The sequence below is a fragment of the Mycobacterium sp. 134 genome, from assembly GCF_048282715.1.
Lineage (GTDB): Bacteria > Actinomycetota > Actinomycetes > Mycobacteriales > Mycobacteriaceae > Mycobacterium > Mycobacterium septicum.
This window is the reverse complement of sequence record NZ_JBLVUN010000008.1, coordinates 2,134,618-2,154,016: the sequence shown is the minus strand read 5'-3', so window position 1 is coordinate 2,154,016 and position 19,399 is coordinate 2,134,618. Positions and strand designations below refer to the sequence as shown.

At 65.9% G+C, this 19,399-nt stretch carries 15 protein-coding genes; 5 read left to right on the top strand and 10 right to left on the bottom strand.

Going from position 1 to position 19,399, the window contains the following annotated elements; translation table 11 throughout:
• Positions 1 to 74: 74 nt before the first annotated feature.
• From ACNQVK_RS15130 to prpD, 3 genes are read right to left on the bottom strand one after another with little or no spacing between them, the layout of a single operon-like run.
• The gene (locus ACNQVK_RS15130; RefSeq protein ID WP_418030158.1) at positions 75 to 1,208 is read right to left on the bottom strand and encodes a bifunctional 2-methylcitrate synthase/citrate synthase; all 1,134 of its coding nucleotides are present in this window, start codon (positions 1,206 to 1,208) and stop codon (positions 75 to 77) included.
• On the bottom strand, positions 1,205 to 2,128 hold the full coding sequence (prpB, locus tag ACNQVK_RS15125) for a methylisocitrate lyase (RefSeq protein ID WP_418030157.1): 924 nt from the start codon (positions 2,126 to 2,128) through the stop codon (positions 1,205 to 1,207). The genes ACNQVK_RS15130 and prpB overlap by 4 nt, the downstream gene beginning before the upstream one ends.
• A complete protein-coding gene (gene prpD, locus ACNQVK_RS15120) occupies positions 2,125 to 3,630 on the bottom strand; it encodes a 2-methylcitrate dehydratase PrpD (protein WP_418030155.1) in 1,506 nt (501 codons plus the stop codon). Before prpD ends, prpB begins: the two co-directional genes overlap by 4 nt.
• Positions 3,631 to 3,750: 120 nt before the next feature.
• Here prpD and ACNQVK_RS15115 point away from each other — a divergent pair, with 120 nt between their 5' ends.
• Entirely contained in the window at positions 3,751 to 5,160 is a 1,410-nt protein-coding gene (locus ACNQVK_RS15115) for a short-chain fatty acyl-CoA regulator family protein (protein ID WP_418030154.1), read from the top strand.
• 42 nt (positions 5,161 to 5,202) lie between these two features.
• The gene (locus ACNQVK_RS15110) at positions 5,203 to 5,910 is read left to right on the top strand and encodes a zf-HC2 domain-containing protein (protein WP_418030153.1); all 708 of its coding nucleotides are present in this window, start codon (positions 5,203 to 5,205) and stop codon (positions 5,908 to 5,910) included.
• A 4-nt stretch (positions 5,911 to 5,914) separates the two neighbouring features.
• On the opposite strand, the gene ACNQVK_RS15105 is transcribed toward ACNQVK_RS15110, so the two are convergent.
• A complete protein-coding gene (locus ACNQVK_RS15105) occupies positions 5,915 to 6,553 on the bottom strand; it encodes a DUF5134 domain-containing protein (RefSeq protein WP_418030152.1) in 639 nt (212 codons plus the stop codon).
• 177 nt (positions 6,554 to 6,730) lie between these two features.
• Between ACNQVK_RS15105 and ACNQVK_RS15100 the strand changes: the two genes are divergently transcribed.
• Both ACNQVK_RS15100 and ACNQVK_RS15095 read left to right on the top strand, forming a co-directional pair.
• Entirely contained in the window at positions 6,731 to 8,671 is a 1,941-nt protein-coding gene (locus ACNQVK_RS15100; RefSeq protein WP_418034170.1) for a cytochrome c oxidase assembly protein, read from the top strand.
• 343 nt (positions 8,672 to 9,014) lie between these two features.
• Positions 9,015 to 9,500, top strand: a complete 486-nt coding sequence (locus ACNQVK_RS15095; RefSeq protein WP_418030151.1) for a hypothetical protein — start codon at positions 9,015 to 9,017, stop codon at positions 9,498 to 9,500.
• Here the strand turns inward: ACNQVK_RS15095 and ACNQVK_RS15090 are convergent.
• Positions 9,464 to 11,764, bottom strand: a complete 2,301-nt coding sequence (locus tag ACNQVK_RS15090; protein WP_418034169.1) for a heavy metal translocating P-type ATPase — start codon at positions 11,762 to 11,764, stop codon at positions 9,464 to 9,466. The two genes, ACNQVK_RS15095 and ACNQVK_RS15090, sit on opposite strands and share 37 nt — an antisense overlap.
• A gap of 97 nt (positions 11,765 to 11,861) precedes the next feature.
• Between ACNQVK_RS15090 and sigC the strand changes: the two genes are divergently transcribed.
• Positions 11,862 to 12,428 (top strand): RNA polymerase sigma factor SigC, encoded by a 567-nt coding sequence (gene sigC / locus ACNQVK_RS15085; RefSeq protein ID WP_418030150.1) that lies wholly within the window; start codon positions 11,862 to 11,864, stop codon positions 12,426 to 12,428.
• 17 nt (positions 12,429 to 12,445) lie between these two features.
• Here sigC and ACNQVK_RS15080 read toward each other — a convergent pair whose 3' ends face one another.
• Genes ACNQVK_RS15080 through ACNQVK_RS15060 form a run of 5 tightly spaced genes read right to left on the bottom strand, consistent with a single transcriptional unit; the run spans position 12,446 to position 19,399 of the window.
• Positions 12,446 to 12,799 (bottom strand): cation transporter, encoded by a 354-nt coding sequence (locus tag ACNQVK_RS15080; RefSeq protein WP_418030149.1) that lies wholly within the window; start codon positions 12,797 to 12,799, stop codon positions 12,446 to 12,448.
• Positions 12,800 to 12,808: 9 nt separating this feature from the next.
• Positions 12,809 to 17,020: an AMP-binding protein gene (locus ACNQVK_RS15075; protein WP_418030148.1), complete on the bottom strand. Its 4,212-nt coding sequence runs from the start codon at positions 17,018 to 17,020 to the stop codon at positions 12,809 to 12,811.
• Positions 17,007 to 17,240, bottom strand: coding sequence for an acyl carrier protein (locus tag ACNQVK_RS15070; protein WP_235732916.1), 234 nt, complete (start codon positions 17,238 to 17,240; stop codon positions 17,007 to 17,009). Before ACNQVK_RS15070 ends, ACNQVK_RS15075 begins: the two co-directional genes overlap by 14 nt.
• A 4-nt stretch (positions 17,241 to 17,244) precedes the next feature.
• Positions 17,245 to 18,816, bottom strand: a complete 1,572-nt coding sequence (gene fadD10 / locus ACNQVK_RS15065; RefSeq protein WP_418030147.1) for a fatty acid--CoA ligase FadD10 — start codon at positions 18,814 to 18,816, stop codon at positions 17,245 to 17,247.
• A 28-nt stretch (positions 18,817 to 18,844) separates the two neighbouring features.
• Entirely contained in the window at positions 18,845 to 19,399 is a 555-nt protein-coding gene (locus ACNQVK_RS15060; protein WP_418034168.1) for an FcoT family thioesterase, read from the bottom strand.

Below are 19,399 nucleotides of genomic sequence, written 5' to 3'. Positions count from 1 at the left end.
GGAGCCCCAGCTTGGGTACCCGTCCGGAGCGCTTTCCGGGTACCTACACGTCTGCTCGCCGGAAAACATGCGAACTATGCCAAGGCCCGCTGCGGATGCCCGCTGTAGTCACTGAGCGGACGGATGAGTGCGTTCGACGCGGCCTGCTCCATGATGTGGGCAGTCCAGCCGGTGATCCGGCTCATCACGAAAAGCGGTGTGAAGCTGGGGATGTCAAAGCCCATGAGGTAGTACGCCGGCCCAGTCGGAAAGTCCAGGTTCGGCTTCATCTTTGTGGCCGCGAACATCGCGCTCTCCAGCACGTTGTAGATGTCCAGCCATTGCTGCCCGTCGCGCACAGCCGCAACCTCCTGCAGAGCGGCCTTCATGGTGGGCACCCGGGAATCGCCGTTCTTGTACACCCGATGGCCGAATCCCATCACCTTGTCCTTGCGGGACAGCTTGCCGTGCAACCATTCCGCAGCGCGGTCGGCCGACCCGATGTCAAGCATGTCGTGCATCACAGCCTCGTTGGCACCGCCGTGCAGTGAGCCTTTCAATGCGCCGATGGCGGCCGTGACGGCGCTGTAGATATCGGACTGGGTCGAGGTGACAACCCGTGCCGCGAACGTGGACGCGTTGAAGCTGTGTTCGGCGTAGAGGACCATCGACTGCTCGAAAGCGTTGACGATCAACGGGTCCGGCACCTCACCGAAACACATGTTGAGGAAGTTCTCCGAGTAGCCCATGTGACTGTGCGGGGCGATCGGTTCCAGCCCCCGCCGCCTACGCATATCGGCAGCCACGATGGTCGGCAGAACCGCGAACATCCTCAGCGACTTGGCCATGTTGGCCGAGGGACTACTGTCATCCTCTTCCGGATCCTCAGCGCCCAGGTAGCTGATCGCGGTACGCACCACATCCATCGGATGGCAGTTGTCCGGCAGCTTGGCCAACAGCGACTGCATCGAACGGTCGATCCGGCGCGAGGCCCGCTCGCGCTGGGTGAACAGAGCCAACTCCTGATCGGTCGGCAGCTCACCGTGCCACAGCAGGTAGGCCACCTGCTCGAAGCTGCAGTGTGCGGCCAGGTCCTGCACCGGGTAACCGCGATAGGTCAGCGTGTTGGTCTCCGGCACCACCTTGGAGATGGCGGTGGTGTCGACCACCACCCCGGCCAGGCCTTTGTGGATGCTCGGTTTGGCTGTGGCGTTCTCGGTAACAGTCATGGCGTCGCCCCTTGCAGCGAGAAATTGAAGATGTCCGAGTCGAACTGGTTGTAGTCGTTGTAGCGCAGGAGTTCGTAGAGCCGGCTTCGGTGTTGCATCTGATCGAGAAGGCCGGATTGCGTACCCGCCGAGGAAATTTCACGCAGACCTACCTCGACGGCGTGCATGGCCAGGCGCAGGGTGGTGACCGGGTAGATCACCATGTTGTAGCCGATCTCGGACAACTGCTGTGCCGTGAGCAGTTCGGACTTCCCGAACTCGGTCATGTTGGCCAGCAGTGGAACGTCCACTGCCTCCCGGAACTGTTCGAAATCCGCAGGGGTGTGCAGCGCCTCGGTGAAGATCAGGTCGGCACCGGCGTCGGCGTAGGCCTTGGCCCGGTCGATCGCCGCGGAGATCCCCTCGATCCCCGCGGCATCGGTACGGGCACAGATGACGAAGTTGGGATCACGACGAGCCGAGACGGCGGCGCGCAGCCGCTTGACCATCTCTGCAGTCTCGACCACTGCCTTGCCGTCGAGATGCCCGCATCGCTTCGGATTCACCTGGTCTTCCAAGTGAAGCCCGGCCAGGCCGGCATCTTCGAGCAGAGTCACTGTACGGGCGGCGCTCATCGGTTCACCGAACCCCGTGTCGGCATCGATCAACGTCGGAAGATCTGTGCCCGAAGCGATCTGGGCACCGCGCCCAGCCACCTCGGTCAGCGTCGTCAGGCCGATGTCGGGCAGGCCCAGGTCTGCGGACAAGACCGCGCCGGAGACATATACGCCGTCGAAGCCGATCTCGGCGACGAGCTTGGCCACCAGCGGCGAGAATGCCCCCGGAAAGCGCAGCAGCCGGCCGGACTCCAACCCGCGGCGGAACTTTCGGCGCTTCTCGGAAGCCGGAGTGGCCGCACCGAGGAGGCCGGAAGCGCTCATCGGAAAATCCCCGAGGGGATCGTCGGCGCCTTGTCCAACACCCGCGGATCGACCCGGACATTGAGCGCGCCGAGCCCGCCCGACTTGGTTGCCGAGACATTCTCGACCGCAGACAGGAAACGCTTCTGCTCGTCGGATTCGACGACACCGTCGGCCAGTTCGGCGAACTTGGCGACGTACTGCTCACGCTCGAACGGCCGCGCCCCCAACGGATGAGCGTCGGCGACCGCGAGTTCGTCGACGATGGTCTCGCCGCTCTTGAGGGTGACGACGGCTTTGGCGCCGAACGCCTTCTCGGCCGGGTCATTCGAGTGGTACCGCCGCGTCCACTCCGGATCCTCGACCGTGGAGATCTTGCGCCACAACTCGATGGTGTCGGGCCGGTGCGCCCGCTCGGGGGCATACGACCGTTCGTGATGCCATGTGCCGTCCTGCAGTGCGACGGCGAAGATGTACATCACCGAGTGGTCCAGCGTCTCCCGCGACGCATCCGGATCGAACTTCTGCGGATCGTTGGATCCGGTACCGATCACCACGTGGGTGTGGTTGCTCGTGTGCAGGACGATCGTGGCGATCTGATCCAAATCGCCGATGCGCTCGCGCATCCGGCGGGCCAGGTCGATCGGCGCCTGGCTCTGGTACTCCGCCGAATGCTCCTTGGTGTAGGTGTCCAGGATGGCGCGCTTGGGTTCGCCCGGGCCGGGCAGCGGAACCTGATAGGTGTGGTTCGGGCCGGACAGCATCCAGGCGATCACGCCGTCCTCGCCCTCCCAGATCGGGGCGGGCGATCCCTCGCCGCGCATCGCCCGGTCGACGGCCTCGATCGCGACCTTGCCGGCCCACGCCGGTGCGTAGGCCTTCCAGCTGGAGATCAGCCCCTTGCGGGACTGCCGGGTGGCGGTGGTCAGGTGCAACGCCTGTCCGATTGCGGCATAGATGGTTTCGGGGTCGAGCCGCAACATCGTGCCCAACCCGGCGGCAACCGACGGGCCCAGGTGGGCGACATGGTCGATCTTGTGCTGGTGCAGGCAGATTCCCTTGACCAGGTCGACCTGCACCTCATAGGCGGTGGCGATGCCGCGGATCAGATCCGAGCCACCGACGCCCAGCTGCTGCGCCACCGCGACCAGCGCGGGAATGTTGTCACCGGGGTGCGAGTATTCGGCGGCCAGGAAGGTGTCGTGGAAGTCCAGTTCGCGGACTGCGACGCCGTTGGCCCACGCCGCCCATTCGGGCGAGACCGTGCCATCGACGCCGAACACCGTGGCGCCCCGCGGCGTCTTGTGCGCGAGAGCCTGCGCACGGGCCACCGTCACCGGCCGGCGGATCACCGACGCGGCCGACACCGCGGCGTTGTCGATGATGCGGTTGATCACCATCGCCTCGGTCTCCGGCAGTACGGCCACGGGGTCTGCCGCGATCTCGGCGATTTTCCAAGCCAAGTGCTCGGTGCGGGGGAAGTCCTCGGCGCTGCGTCGGGTTCTGACGTCGTGTTCAAGCATGTTTCGCACGGTACGCAGCTGCAATGACCAGGGAAAGTACCTGTAAATGCGTATTTTTGTGTCCTTTGGCGGCCTCTTTTGCGAATGTTGTGAAACCCGACAGGGGTAGCCTCGTCAGCGGTGACCAAGACATTCGCCGGCGCCCGTCTGCGACGGCTGCGCGACGAGAGAGGCCTCACGCAGGTCGCGCTGGCACGTGCCCTGGGACTGTCGACGAGCTACGTCAACCAACTCGAGAACGACCAGCGTCCGATCACGGTCCCGGTGTTGTTGGCCCTGTCCGACCGATTCGATCTGCCCACCCAATACTTCGCCCCGGACGCCGACGCACGACTGGTCTCGGATCTGCGCGAGATTCTGGCCGACAGCCCGGCCACTACCGCACAGATCGAAGAGCTTGTCGCTCGGATGCCCGAAGTCGGCCAGACCATGGTGAGCATGCACCGCCGCCTGCACGACGCCACCGCCGAATTGGAGGCCGTGCACGGGCGGGCCAACCTGGATGCTCAGGCCGGTACCCAGCAGCCAATGCCGTTCGAGGAAGTGCGCGACTTCTTCTACGACCGCCGCAACTACATCGACCCACTCGACAGAGCGGCCGAGGACCTGTTCAACCGCCACCGACTGCAGATCGGCGGTCTGGACCGACAGCTGGCCGACCTGCTTTCCACCGAATTCGGCATATCGGTGATCGTGGACGACGGTGATGTGCTGGGTTCCAGCGTCAAGCGTCGTTACCAGCCCGAGGCCGGGACGCTGCACGTGGCACGGTGGTTGTTGCCCGGACAGCGTGCGTTTCAGCTCGCCACCCAGATCGCCCTGTTGCTGCACTCCGAGCTGATCAATTCCATCGTCGCCACCGACGATCAATTGAGTACGGAGGCACGGGATGTGGCCCGCATCGGGTTGGCCAACTACTTCGCCGGCGCCCTTCTGCTCCCCTACCGGATGTTCCTGGCCGCAGCCGAGGATCTGCGGTACGACATCGATCAGCTGGCCCGGCGCTTCGAGATGGGATTCGAAACCGTCTGCCACCGACTCTCCACCCTGCAGCGCCCGGACGCCCGCGGGGTTCCGTTCATCTTCGTCCGCACCGACAGCGCGGGAAACATCTCGAAACGCCAGTCCGCCACGGCCTTTCACTTCTCCCGGGTCGGCGGGAACTGCCCATTGTGGGTGGTACACCAGGCGTTCTCCCGTCCCGGCGAGTTCCTGACCCAAGTCGCTCAGATGCCCGATGGCCGCAGCTACTTCTGGGTCGCGAGAACCTCGTCCTCGGCACCGAGCCGGTACCTGGGCACACCCAAGAGTTTCGCCATCGGTCTGGGATGCGACCTCGCTTACGCCGACAAGCTCATCTATTCCGTGGGCATCGACCTCAGCGATCCCGAAGCCACGGTGCCCATCGGAGCGGGTTGCCGGATCTGTGACCGCCCGGCCTGTCCGCAACGTGCCTTCCCGTATGTGGGCAGGCCCGTGCACGTCGACCCGCAGACCAGCAGCAATCTGCCCTACTCACCGACAACCTGAGCAGGTGTGCAATCCACGAGGTCAATGCGGGAGAATGGGCCGGTGGAATGCGTGGTGGCACGGGAGGCGCTTTCGGCGCGCCTGGATGGGGAGCGTGAGCCGGTCCCCTCTGCGCGCGTCGACGAGCATCTGCGTGAATGCCGGGACTGCGCCGCCTGGTACGACAAGGCCGGATCCTTGGCCCTGCAACTGCGCGATCTGGCCAACACCGGACTGATCAGCACTGTGAGTGGACGCCCGAACCGCAGGACCCGTGCGCTGAGCGAATTCCGGCACCGGCTGAGCCCGCACCTGCTGACCACAGCAATCGTCGTCATCGGGATCGCCCAGGTGGGTTTGGCGATCGCGCAAGCGGCCGGCATCAATTTCGGGATGGTTGCCGCACATCACGGGTCGGCCAGCGGAGCCCACTTGCTGAACGAGTCCACGGCGTGGTCGGCGGCGCTGGGAATCGCGACCATTGCGATGGCCTTCCGACGCCAGATCGCGCCCGGTCTCGCCTGCGTGCTGGTGGTCTACTGCGCCTTCCTCGGCTATTACGTCGTGTCCGACGCGCTGGCGGGACTCGTGACCCCGGTCCGGATACTGAGCCATGTGCCGGTGGCGTTGGCAGCAATCGTGTCGATCTGGGCGTCGCGCACCAAGCGCCCGCACGATCCGTCACCCAAGGCGCGTGGTGACGACGACGAATCGGGCCCGGCCGCGCCGGCCCGTCGTCATCTCCGCGCAGCCGATGACCCCGCCGCCTGAGCCGCTACAACATCACCCCGAACATGATCGCCATGCCTGCAGCCATCATCGCCCGGCACAGCGTGCCGAAATGCGAGAACGGCGGCGTTCCGGCCTGCTGACGTGCCGCGAAGTAGCGGTGCAGCCACACGGCGGCGGCGATCACGAAACCGATGGTCAACAGCCAGTTGATGGCGGGGATCCAGAGCGGCTGCACCGAGGCGGGTTCCATGGCCATCGCCGTTCCGCCGCCGGGATGCCCGGCCATGTGCATCGCATGCATGTCGTGGCCACCCGCGGCGACCGTTTCTTCCTGGCGCGCAAGCACATTGCCGTTCATGGCGGCATACATCCAGGCCATCGCCAACATCATCGTGGCGTGATAACCGTCGACCACCCGTCCTTGGGTCGTCGCGGACCTGAGCAATCCGGCCAGGAACCAGACGGCGGCGGCAAGGAAGAAGTACATCGGGCCGAGTGTGGGCAGCTCGGCCCCACGCGGCCAGGCCATCACGATCATCGCGATGGCCATCGCCAGGTGGAGCAACAGGCTCACAGCAGCGCCCGGGCGGCCACGAGAGCCCAGCAGGGCATAGGTGCACTCAACCGCACTCAAGGCGAACAACACCGTTACCACCCAGCGGAGCGCGAGATCGGCGATCATTCGGGGTCCTGTCTTCAAGAGTGTCGGGCGCGGTCGTCCTCTGTCGTTGGTCGCGGATGCCGGCACCGAAGTTCCCGCACCCGTCAGCACTACGACGCATTGTCGTAGAATCGCATGGCCGCGACGTTTTGTTCGTTTCCGCGGCGGAAGGCCGGTTCGACTATGGCGCGTGTGCGCATGTCCACTGCGGCCGGGGTGTGGCGGGGACGCCTGACACTGCTCGGCATCGTCGCAGGTTGCACTGTGGTGCTGTTCATGAGCGCCGTGCAGCTGGGCGCACAGCGACTGGCCGCGGCGGGGATCGCCGACCCGGGAACGGCCACCAGCGCAGCTCGGCTGCTCGGACACTGGGCCGGCACCTTGGCGGGTGCGCTCTGCGTGGGAGCGCTCATCTGGATTGTGACGACCGCGACACCTCGCGACGACGGGCGAATCGACGCGGCGTCCTTCTCGGCGCATCTGCTCGTCGAGCGCATCGCCATCATCTGGGCCTGCTGCGCCACCGCGATGGTCGTGGTCTCGGCGTCCGCCGACGCCGGCATTCCCATCGGCCGGCTTGTCGCCGGTCCCGGCCTCGGCAGCACCATCGCGGCGTCAGAGGTCGCTCGCGGCTGGTGCGTGGCAGCGGTGTGCGCGCTGGTGTTGGCCGTCGGCGTGCGTTTCACTCTCCGCTGGATGGGTCATTGCGTGGCACTGCTGCCGGCGTTGATCGGCGTGGTCGCAGTACCGGTGACGGGCAATGCCGGGCAGGGCCCCGACCATGACATCGCCACCAGCGCCGTGATCGTCTTCGCAGTGGCCGTCGCGGTTCTGGCCGGAACGAAAATCGCTTCAACCGGGCTGCGAGACGTCGTGTTTCGACGCCGGGTCCAGGTGCTGCAGCTGACGTGCGGGGCGGTCGCCATCGTCTACGGCGCCGTGCTGGCCACGCTGATGTTGCGCGGCTTGCCGATCCTGGGGTCCGCCTACGGGCGGGCCGTGGTGGTCGCGGGGGTTCTGCTGGTACTGGTGTGGGCCGGAGACCTGGCGCTTCTTCTGACGCGCCGTACTCCGTCGCGGTTGATCGACACCGTGTCTGCGGGCGCGATGGTCGTTGTCACCGCCGCGTTGGCGCTCGCTGCGAACAGCGTTCCGCCCCGGTTCACCGTTCACGAGTTCTCCACGTGGGACATCTTTTTGGGCTATCAGCTCGACGAACCCCCGAGCCCGGTCACCCTGATCACCGAATGGCGGTTCGATCCGCTTATCGGGACGGCGGCCATCGTGCTCGGGCTGGGTTATCTCGTCGCGGTGGCGCGGCTGCGGCGACGCGGTGACCAGTGGCCGGTGGGACGCACGATCGCCTGGTCCCTGGGTTGCGCGGCCTTGCTGATCACCACGAGTTCCGGAGTGCGTGCCTACGGATCGGCGATGTTCAGCGTGCACATGGGTGAGCACATGGCGCTGAACATGTTCGTCCCGGTGCTGCTGGTCCTCGGCGCACCCGTCACCCTCGCTCTACGGGTCCTGCCCGCCGCGCCGAAAGGCGGAGCACCGGGGCCGCGCGAATGGTTGGTCTGGTTCGTACATGCGCCGGTGACACGGTTCCTGTCGCACCCGGTGACGGCCTTCCTCTTGTTCGTCGGGTCGCTGTACCTCGTCTACTTCACGCCCTTGTTCGACACCTTGATCAGGTACCACTGGGGCCACGAGTTCATGAGCGTGCACTTCCTGCTCACCGGCTACCTGTACTACTGGGGCATCATCGGCATCGACCCCGGACCGCGGCGACTCCCGTTCCTGGGGCGGCTCGGGCTCCTGTTCGCCGTGATGCCCTTCCATGCATTCTTCGGTATCGCCACCATGACGATGACGTCATCGCTGGGTGAGAGCTTCTACCGGTCTGTCAATCTGCCTTGGTTGCAGAGCATTTCGGATGACCAACACCTGGGCGGCGCCATCGCGTGGGGTTCCAGTGAGCTGCCGGTAGTCATCGTGGTGATCGCGCTGGTGGCCCAGTGGGCACGCCAGGATCGCCGGGCGGGAGCGCGTGAGGACCGCCACAGCGACCGCGGGTACGACGACGAACTCGATGCCTACAACGCGATGCTGCACGAACTGTCCCGCACCCGTCGCTGAACCGGCCCCGGGAACTAGTCGGCGGCGTCAGAACCGCAGGTGCAGTTGCTCCCGCAGGTGCAGTTTTCGCACGTACAGTTCGGGTTGTCGCACTTGGTCGACTCGACTGTTTCATTGCTGGTCATGCATATGAGGCTACGCCCGGTAGGTCTCGATCAGGCCGCAAAAGGAACTAATCTCGCTGTGCTCCCGACCAATCACCGGGGCCATCGAGATCCCACCGCACAACCATCCGTCGATCCCCCAGGTCGCCGGTCGGCAGTACCACGAGAGGTAGATGGATGCACTGCTCCCCCATGGTCAATGTCAGCCGGTCAAATGCGTTGATGAACGGGGTATCTCGATGACTTCGAGCAAGATCACCGCCACTGTCGAAACCGAGTTGCGGGCCATCGAGCGCCGGGTCTTCGAGGATGTGTGGATCAGCTCCGCACGGGCCCGGGTGCTGGGAGCACTTGCCACCGGCTTGGCGGCGACGGCCGTGACATTGCGCGTGACCGGCGACGTTTCCGCCGGCGCGACCCGCAACGGGTACTGGATATCCATGGTGGCGATCGCCCTGTTCACCCTGGCGGCTTCGGTGTCGGCTTTCGCCCTGGTGCGGCGCCGATTTCGGTGGTGCTGTCTGGCGACGTGCGCGTCAGCGCTGGCCACTGTGGACGGCGCGGGCGCGTTCTGGTGGCATCACACCACCCACACCGCCTCCTGGGTTCCGGCGGCACTGGGCACCCTGTGCGCTGCCGCATTGACCGCCACCTGGCTGGGTGTCTGCCTGGCCCCGCTGAACTCGTCTCAGCCGGACATGCGCGCCGCAGGCGCCGACGGCTGAGCATCCGAATCCCTCAACGAGTTCGCTTGCACTGTGCCGTAATTGCGCAGCCGCAGGCTGTTCGACACCACCAGGAAAGATGACACCGCCATCGCCCCACCGGCGATCAGCGGGTTCAGCAGACCTGCCGCGGCGATCGGGATCGCCGCGATGTTGTACCCGAAGGCCCAGATCATGTTGACCCTGATGGTCCGCATCGTCGCGCGGGCCAGACCCAACGCCTGCGGTACCGAATCGAGGTTGTCCCGGACCAGGATGATGTCGGCCGCGCCGATCGCCACGTCTGTTCCCCGGCCGATGGCCAGGCCCAGGTCGGCACAGGCCAACGCCGGGCCGTCATTGATCCCGTCGCCGACCATGGCCACCACCCGGCCCTGGTCGCGCAGCCTCTCGATCGCGCCGACCTTGTCCTCGGGCAGCACCTCGGCGACCACGTCGTCGATGCCCACCGCCGCGCCGATCGCGGCAGCCGTGGCAGCGTTGTCACCCGTCAGCAGCATGGTCTTCATGCCCTCGGCATGAAGGTGAGCGATGGCACCGGCCGCCGAGGGCTTGACGGCGTCGGCGACGCAGATGGCACCGCAGACGGTGTCGCCGGCGGCGACGAACACGACGGTCTGGCCCTGTGCCTCGCCCGACCTGCGGGCAGCCGCAAGATTGGCGGGCACCACGCGGTCCCGGGTCACCCAGGTGGGACGCCCGACGACCACGGCCACGCCGTCCACCGAACCGGCCACACCGTGGCCGGCGAACGCCTGGAAGTCCTCCACCGCGGCGATGTCACGGTCCGCGCAGGCGGTGACGATCGCATGGGCCACGGGATGTTCGGACGCCGACTCGACGGCCGCCGCATACCCGAGAACCTCGTCCTCGCTGCATCCGTCGGCCGCGACGACGGTGATGACCTGAGGTTGTCCGGTGGTCAGCGTGCCGGTCTTGTCGAACACGACCGTGTCGACGGCGCGAATCGCCTCCAAGGCGCGGTGGCCCTTGAGGAAGATCCCCAGCTGAGCGCCGCGGCCCGATGCCACCATCATCGCGGTCGGAGTCGCCAGCCCGAGCGCACAGGGACAGGCGATCACCAGGACGGCCAGCGCGGCCGATACCGCCCGGTTGACATCGCCGTCGGCCAACAGCCAGCCGATGGCGGTGGCCGCGGCGATCACGAGCACACACGGTACGAACACCGCGGCGATGCGGTCCGCCAGCCTCTGCGCGTCGGCTTTCTGCGCCTGTGCCTGCTCCACCAGGCGGACCATCCCGGCGAACCGGGTGTCGGGTCCCACGGCGGCGGCCTCGACGATGAGTCGGCCGTCGAGGACCACGGTGCCACCCACGACACTCGAACCTTCGTGTGTCTGCACCGGTTTCGACTCGCCGGTCATCGCGCTGACGTCGACCGCGGCCGCCCCGCTCACCACCAGACCGTCCGCGGCGATGGCCTCACCGGGACGGACGACGAAGCGCTGGCCTTCTTTGAGCTCGTCTGCGGGCAGCACCAGCTCGCCGCCGTCGGCAAGCAGCACCGTCACCGATTTGGCGCCGAGCGCCGCGAGTGCACGCAGGGCTCCCCCGGCGCGGGAGCGGGCCCGGGCCTCGAAGTAGCGGCCGGCGAGCACGAAAACCGTTACCCCCGCGGCGACCTCGAGGTAGATGGCGTCGCTACCGAGCAGCGCCTGCCATACGCCTGCGGCGTGGTAGGTCTGGTGGTCGAAGAAGATCGTGTACATCGACCACACGGTGGCGGCCGTGACGCCGATGGAGATCAAGGTCTCCATCGTCGAGGTGCCGTGCCGGGCGTTGCGAAGCGCACTCCGATGGAACGGCCACGCGGCCCACGTCACAATCGGTGCCGCCAACGCTGTGAGCACCCACTGCCACCCGGTGAATCTGGTGTCGGGCACCACGGCAAACATCACCGACAGATCCGCCAGCGGGATGAACAGCACGGCGGCTATCGCCAGGCGCCGGAGCAGGCTGCGGGCATGATCGGCATCGGGGTCGACGTCGGCCGTGGAACGCTCGACACGGGGGGCGGCCTGATAGCCGGCCCGCTCGATGACCGCGCACAGCTGCTCGACGCCGACGTCCGCGGTGGCTTCGACAGTGGCGACGCGTGTGGCGAAGTTCACTGACGCGCGCACGCCGTCGACCTTGTTGAGTTTGTTCTCCACGCGTGCAGCGCAGGCCCCGCACGACATTCCCGTGACGTCCAGCGCAATGCGCTGGGCCGCCTCTTTGTCGGGGACAGTTGCTGTCGTCACCACCACTCCCAATTGCTCACTCACCACACCGGTGGCATACGTCACCGATCAGATAGTCGCTTGGGCCCGATGCCGAGTTCCCGGGCGTCATCGAATAATGTCGATGGCTGTGACTACCGAACGCGGCGAGGACCACGTTACGCGGCTGGCCTTCGCCGCCGGCCGCGGTGACTCGGCGGCGCTCGAGCAGTTCATCCGGGCAACCCAGACCGACGTCTGGCGAACCGTCGCCTACTTGGGCGATTCAGGGTCGGCCGACGACCTGACGCAAGAAACCTTCATGCGCGCCATCACCGCGCTCCCCCGGTTCAGTGGCCGGTCGTCCGCCCGTACCTGGCTGCTGTCGATCGCCCGGCGCGTGGTGGTCGACCAGATTCGGCACAAGCAGAGCCGGCCGCGTACCCAGCACGGCGTGGACGTCGAACAGGTCCTCGAGAACTACCGCCCGGTCGGTGGCTTCGAGAAGATGGTGGAGATCCGCCTCCTGCTGGACGGACTGGACCCCGACCGGCGGCATGCGCTGCTGCTCACCCAGGTCCTCGGGTTGTCCTATGCGGAAGCCGCCGAGGTGTGTGGCTGCCCGGTGGGCACCATCCGTTCCCGCGTGGCGCGCGCCCGCGAGGATCTGATCGCGGCCGCCGAGCGGGACGACCTGACCGGCTAGCTCACCCGGGCAGGTTCTCAGCCGCCCATGTGCCCGACGGTCACCCAGCGGATGGCCTTGGCGACCATCGAGGGGCGCTTCTGGGGGGCTCCATCAGGCGTGGACTCCACGTCGTCGTCGACGGCGGTACGCTCCTCGGCGCGGTAACCGGCCTGCTCAACTGCGTCACAGAGGTCGGCGACGCTGATGTCGTGGCGGGCGTCGATGGTCGCGATCTTGGTGGAGATGTCCACCGAGGCATGTACTCCGTCGATCTTGTTCAGCTTGTTCTCGACCCGGCGCGAGCACGCTCCGCAGGACATGCCGGTCACGTCGAGCCGGATCCGTCTGGCGCGTGCTGCCTCGTCACTGTGTGCGGCTACGTCTGTCACTGCCATCCCTCACTGTCTGGTGGTGTCTGGTTGATAAGTCGTTGGACAATCGCGATGAGTTCCCGACCATGTCCGGGCGAGCAGTGCCCCCACGGGCGGCGGTGTCGCCACGAGCTCACGGACGGTATCGATTCCCAGCGGGAGAGCAGGATATGCGGCCAGGTACTCCGCATACGAGCGTCCACCGAGCCTCATACCCAAGCTGATCCAGGCGTCGATCACCGACCAGCGACGCGGATCGGCCTTCGCCCAATCACTTTCATCGAGCCGTCGCTTCCATTCGTGACTGTCGAGAGCCTCGGTGGCCACGGTGCCGAGCAACTCCCGGTACCCCACCGCCTGTCCGCGCAGCACATCGATCCCGCGGCCCAGCTCGTCGGGTCCGCCGAACTCCGGCAACCTGCCGAGAATGCTTGTCGCCGCCGCGCGGCCGGTCGTCACTTCTTCGGTCAATTCGACTGCCGGATAAGCCTGTAGGGCATGGCAGGCATCGGCGACCGACACCAGGATGTCGGCGGACCTGCGCAGCTGTGCCGGTGTCCCCAGGACCCGGGGCAGGCGCACGATTGTGAAGTCGAGCTCTCCGCCCATCCCGTCCACCGCCAACTCCCCGAGCGCTTTCGAGGCTGCGTACGGGTATGGCGCCTGACGCGGATCGACCACCTGCGGCGCGGCGGCATCCCCATTGACGACATACGTCGACAGGTGCACCAGCCTCGTACCGGAGGCCGCGCACGTCTGCGCCATGGCTGCCACCAATTCCACATTGGCGGAACGAAGTTCGCGATACGGGACCACCACGTTTGTGTTCCCGATGCAGTTGACGAGAGTCCGGGCTCCGGTCTCCCGGATCAGCGCTGCCAACCCGGCCGGACCGAACCCGGAGGCGAGGTGCTCGATCCGCACACCCGGCGTATCCCGGAGTTCTGTCCAGACCCGGTCGACGGGGGGTGCTGACCTCATGGCGAGCACCACATCGGGCCATGGCACGGCCGAGCGTGTCAGCTCCAGAATCGCCTCCGCGAAACCGGATCCCAGAATTCCGGACGCGCCCACAACCAGGATCGGTCCGTCGTCTCGACGGGCTGAGGATCGCCGTGGGCTCGACACCGCACGAGAGTCCCGCGCCGGTAATCCGGTGAAGTCGCGTTCGATCTCCTCGGCGGTGGCGCCGTCCATCCAGCCGTCGATCATCGACGCGTCATCCACCAGGTTGGCCGCGGTATCGGCGCTGATCAGATCCAGAATGGACACCTGCCGACCGAGATATCTGCGTGTGTCGGGCAGGATGCGGACCAGGTCCAGCGACCCGATGCCCTCGTACAGCAGCGACGTCCCGGGCATGATCGGGCGGCCCAGGTGAGCACTCCACATTCCGGCGAGACCCGCCGCCCGCTCGCCGGCGTCGGCGCACCCGCCCGGACCATCGGGTGACGTTGGCAGCCTTGCGGTGTCGATCTTCCCGTTGGATTTCCTGGGGATGCTCGCGACGCCGGAAATGACGAACGACGGGACCCGCGAATCCACCAGGATGCTGCGGATACTTGCTGCCGCAGCGGGGTCTTCGTCACCGACACGGGTCCGCCGTGTCTCGAACCAGACTCCCAGGCCCCCGTTGTGAAGCTCCACGGCGACGTCGACCACCGCCGGGTCCGCCGCAATCCGTCGGGTGAGCGCGGCGGTGTCGACGCGCTTGCCCGAGATCTTGACGAGTGCGTCCCTACGGCCTGCGAACACCGGGTACCCGGTGCCGTCCATCGCCACCCGGTCTGCAGTCGCAAAGGCGCGCTGCCGCCGGCCGTCGGCTGTGGTGACCAACCCGAAACCGGCACCGTCCACGCCGAGATAGCCGTCGGCAACCAGGTCCCCCACCACCACGACCTCACCGAAGGCGATCACCACCGTGTTCGGAACGATCGGCCGCCCCAGCCGAAGGCGTGCGTCGTGTCCGACCACCCGGCCGTGATCGATGATCGGCAGGTGGGTCACCACGACCGTGGTCTCTGTCGGGCCATAGCTCGACACCAGCGAGACATTCTCAGCGGCAGCGGTATCGACCCACTTGTCGACCGCGCTCGGGCGGACGGGCTCACCGCCGATCACAATCTGCCGTAGCCGAGAGTGGCCGATGCCGGTGATGGTGTCGACGTCCTCGCACCACAGATGCCACAACGCGGTGGGCAGATCCACGACGGTCGCGTCGCATGCCACCAGATCCTTGGCAAGCGCCTGCAGATCACCGGCTTTCACCGCCGCCGAACGGATGAGTGCCGCTCCGCTGACAGCGGCACCGAAGACCTCTTCGACGCTGATATCCGATGTCAGCGAGGCACATTGGAGGAGGGTGTCGCCCGGTCCCCAGCCATAGGCCCGAACCATCCCGACGCAGAACATCGCGAGCGAACCATGATTGACGTGCACGAGTTTGGGTTCGCCGGTCGATCCGGACGTGGGCATCACGTAGGCGGTTTTGGTGGAAAGATGCGGGTCCGTTTCGGTCTGCTCGACGCGGGCCTCGACCAGACGCCGACGCTCCCCGCCGATGCTTGTCGGGACGTTCGTCGACTCGACGTCGACGATGTGCGCTGAGATCCCGTTGCCGTATTCGTTGATTCGTTCGGCCCGCGCCACCACCTGATCGTCGCGGTCACAGACGGTGTAACCGCAGCCCGCCAGGTGACACGCGATCATGAGGTCAATCGTCTTGTCGGTGTCGTCGTCCGTGAACACCACCACATCGCCTGGTGCCACATTGTTTTCAATCAGCCAGGCGATCCAGGGATCGACGTGGGCGCGACGTTCGCGGCACTCGGCGACGGGCTCAGGTCGATGGAGAAACCAGGCGGGTACCACCGGCTCCGCGGGTTCGGGTGCCTGCGAATCCGAATGCAGTGTTCCGTCGGCGGCGACCACATGCCACTCGCCGACGGTCTCCGCGATCGGGGAATCCCACATCGTCGTCATGGATTTCAGGGCGGTAGCGACCCGGCCGGCCATACCTGCGCCGTTCTGCCGTGGCAGATCGGGTCTGTTCCAGATGTTGAGGGTGAGCGTGTGCCGTTGCTCGTCGAGCACAGCCGCGACGGTCATGCCCTCGATCGGGCCGATGTCCGACGTCACGGGCGCCTCAGCCAGGAACGGCGCCAGTTCGGGCGCACAGGGCTCCCGCAGAAAATTGAGCGTCAAGGTATCCACGGAGGTTGTCCGATTGATCGCCAGATACATTCGGCGGTATCGCTCTTCACGCAACCAGCGGCGCCGGCCGGCCCTGACATAGCCCCGATCCACCGCGCGCACGACGTCGGCCACCGATGCATACGGCACGAACCGGACTTGCTGCGCCATCGAGTTGACCAGACACGTGGCGACATCGAGGTCAGGGTCGCCGAAGCGGTTGTCGACCGCATGCACCAGAAGGCGTTCGGTGGCGTGATGAATACTCGCATCCACCGCCGTGGCCGCCGCCGCGACCAGAACGTTGAGCGGGACGCTCTCACGGTCTGCCAGGGCAAGGATCTGGTCGTAGTCGTCCCCGTGGATCACCGCGGATTCGGTCAGCACTCCCCTGGCCGCCGTTGCCGGAGCGTCGGCGCCGCGTCCGTGGCCCCTCTCCCCGGCGGCCGCCGTGAGCTCGTGCCGCACGACAGCGGTGAGTCGCTCGAGTGATTCGTCGACACGGTCTGCCTCCCGGCGATGCGCGGTGACAACATCGGCCAGGCCGGCACGGACACAAGCGCCGGCGGCCGGGCCGCCACCGGCGAGGAAGCGCCCCAGATGGGCTTCGATGATGCCGAGGGCTCCGCCATCGAGCAGGATGTGGTGCGCCTGGGCATCGAGACCCCTCACCAGGCCGCTGCCGTCGACATACACGGTGTAGCGCGCCAATGGCTTTGCGTGAACACCGGACCTCCACTCGTCGGCCAGCGTCGCGCTTTCGTCACCGCACACCCGAACAATGTCATCGGCGTCCAGCCAGGGTATGAGATCCGGGTATCCACCGGGCTCAGCCGACTGCGCCAGAACACACAACTGAACAGGATTGGCCAGAATGGTCTTCCGCAGGGCGGTCAGGAATTCCGCCTGTGGTACCGGCTCGAACCGATAACGCCTGCCGATCAGGTACAGGTGGGGATCGTCGTCCTGCGACACTCCATTGAAGATGTTCTGCTGGGATCGGCTCAGCGGAATACGTTGCGTATCCGGGCCTTCAGACAGGTTCACCCAGCTTCTCCAACTCCCGCACCCACCCTGCGATCGACAGGTTGTCCGCCAGCCGCCGCGGCACGTCTGACTCCCGATCGATGCCGAGCTGCTTCATCAACAGCACGAATCGAACCGAGTCCAGCCCGAGATCCCTGAGGTCTGTCGCATCGCCGTCGAGGAAATCGGATTCATCGACATAGAGCACCTCCGACAGCGCGGCCAGGACTCTGCTCCTCAGACACTCAGCCACCGGCTACCGCGCCCAGGGAGGCCCGCATGACCTTGCCGGACTGGGTCCGTGGAATCTGCTCAACGAACCCGATGGTCGAGGGCCTGGCCATCGGCTCCGACTCCTGCCGGAATCGCGCGGCGATGGCATGTTTGAGCTTCCTGGCTGCTGATTCATCCAGCGTCGTCGATGCGACCACCGCCAGCCCCACGAGCGCACCGAACTCCTCGTCGGGGATCTCGTAACACGCGGCCTCGCCGACGCCGGCAACCCCCTCGGCAATTCGATCGACCTCGTCGGGCGCGATGTTCACGCCCCCGGAGATGATCATCTCCGAGGACCTGCCCCGGATGTAGAAGTAACCGTCGTCATGGCGGTCGAGAAGGTCTCCGGTGTTCACCCATCCGTCAACCAGAACTTCGGCAGTCCGGTCGGGATTGTCCCAATACCCCAACATGCTCGCCGGCGACTTGATCCACAATGTGCCGGACGAGGCCGAGTCAGCGCCCGAACGCGAAGGAGGCCCGCTGCCGTCGCCATCCAGGTGAACTTCCACTCCGGGATAGGGCCGCCCTACCGCGCCGGCTTCGATTCTGGCGATCGACCCGTCACCGGTGGGGAGACACAGTGCGGTGCAGCCTGTTTCACTGAGTCCGTAAACTTGCGCGGTACGAACACCCGCTGCCTCGACAAACCTGACGTCGGAGGCGACCGCGCGGGATCCGCCATAGCCCACCATGCGTAGCGACGGCGGGACCGGCGTTCCGGTGGATCGCAGTTCGGACACCAGCCGGGTCAGCAACGTGGGAACCAGGCAAGTCGTCGCGACGTCATTCGCAGTGAGGATCTCGGCGATGGACGACGTATTCTCGCCGCCGGTGATGCACAGCCCGCCCTGCATCAGACAGTTGAGGATCCACCACAGTCCACCGATGTGAGTCGCGGGCAGCGGCGAGTACGTCGCCTCGCCGACGATCCAGTCAACCCAGGTCAGTTGCTCGCGCTGCAGAATGTCGGCGACGGAGTAAAAGGTCCGGTTGGGCAGCAGCACTGCTTTCGGGGTTCCTGTGGTGCCGCTGGTGAAGATCATCGCCAGCGGATCGTCCGCTCCCCCAACGGGAACAGGGGGCACCGCAGGTGAGAGCGGATCACCGGCGCGTCCGGCAGAGCCGTGGTCGATCTCGACTGCGAAGGCCGGGATCGCCTGGAGCGCATCTGACAACTCTTTGGTGTGCAGGCGACAGCCCGGTGCGATCAGTATCGCAGCGGGAGTGGTGATCTCGCCGAACCGGTCAATGGCCGCCGCAGGCATTCCGCCGTCCACCATGACCGCGACGGCGCCTACTCTTGCACAGGCCAAAACCGACAGATAGGTCTCGGGACCGTTGTCCGAGATGACGAACACACGGCTTCCTCGCGCGACCGACCGTGAGCCGAGAACAGCGGCGAGGCTGTCCACTTCGGCCATCAGGTCCCGGTAGCGAATGACGCTGGATCCGTCGCAGCGACGTAGGGCGATCGCGTCGGGACATTGTCTCGCCCTGTAGCCGATGCGTTCCAGCACCGTGGAAGGTGGGTGTGCCATAGCTGTGAAACCGCTCTCCGTGCAGGTGTCAGGGGATGTTCAGGGCAGCCAGTTCGACTTCGCCGGATGCAGCCCCACCGTCCTCATCCCAGAATTCGACGGTGCACGGAATCTTGAGATAGCGAATCGTTCGATCGACGACCTCGAAGTCCTTGCACAACAACCGTGCCGAAAACTTGTGGGACTTGATCGGGCGCTTGAACCGTGATGCCGTGGTCTTGATCAACATGCTGGGCAGCTGGTAGTTGAAGTAATCCTCGATCGACCAGCCCCGGAATTCGGGTATCACCTCGTTGAGGATCGCCGGAGCGAACGCGCTGTATGCGAGCTGGTTGAAGCACAGAACCCATTCGGCGGCGTTGAAGTGGCCGGTGTCGCGAATGTATGCGGGCTCTTTGATGCTGAAGTTCCCGACCGCCGACACTGAGGTCTCGGTGGCCTCGTACTCCGCGTCGAGCAGATAGCGGCACCCTTTGTAGGAATAGGGCTCCAGCACCTTTACCAGCAGTTCTTCGGGTATCGGCGCCATGCGTGTGATGCCGTATCCACCCGTTGCCACAGACAGCGTCTCGGCGATGCTCAT

Coding starts and splice junctions, on each gene's coding strand:
- ACNQVK_RS15105 (WP_418030152.1), bottom strand. CDS start 6,553: ATGATCGCCGATCTCGCGCTCCGCTGGGTGGTAACGGTGTTGTTCGCC.
- fadD10 (WP_418030147.1), bottom strand. CDS start 18,816: ATGGCACACCCACCTTCCACGGTGCTGGAACGCATCGGCTACAGGGCG.
- prpB (WP_418030157.1), bottom strand. CDS start 2,128: ATGAGCGCTTCCGGCCTCCTCGGTGCGGCCACTCCGGCTTCCGAGAAG.
- prpD (WP_418030155.1), bottom strand. CDS start 3,630: ATGCTTGAACACGACGTCAGAACCCGACGCAGCGCCGAGGACTTCCCC.
- ACNQVK_RS15100 (WP_418034170.1), top strand. CDS start 6,731: ATGTCCACTGCGGCCGGGGTGTGGCGGGGACGCCTGACACTGCTCGGC.
- ACNQVK_RS15130 (WP_418030158.1), bottom strand. CDS start 1,208: ATGACTGTTACCGAGAACGCCACAGCCAAACCGAGCATCCACAAAGGC.
- ACNQVK_RS15095 (WP_418030151.1), top strand. CDS start 9,015: ATGACTTCGAGCAAGATCACCGCCACTGTCGAAACCGAGTTGCGGGCC.
- sigC (WP_418030150.1), top strand. CDS start 11,862: ATGTCGATGGCTGTGACTACCGAACGCGGCGAGGACCACGTTACGCGG.
- ACNQVK_RS15060 (WP_418034168.1), bottom strand. CDS start 19,399: ATGAGCATCGCCGAGACGCTGTCTGTGGCAACGGGTGGATACGGCATC.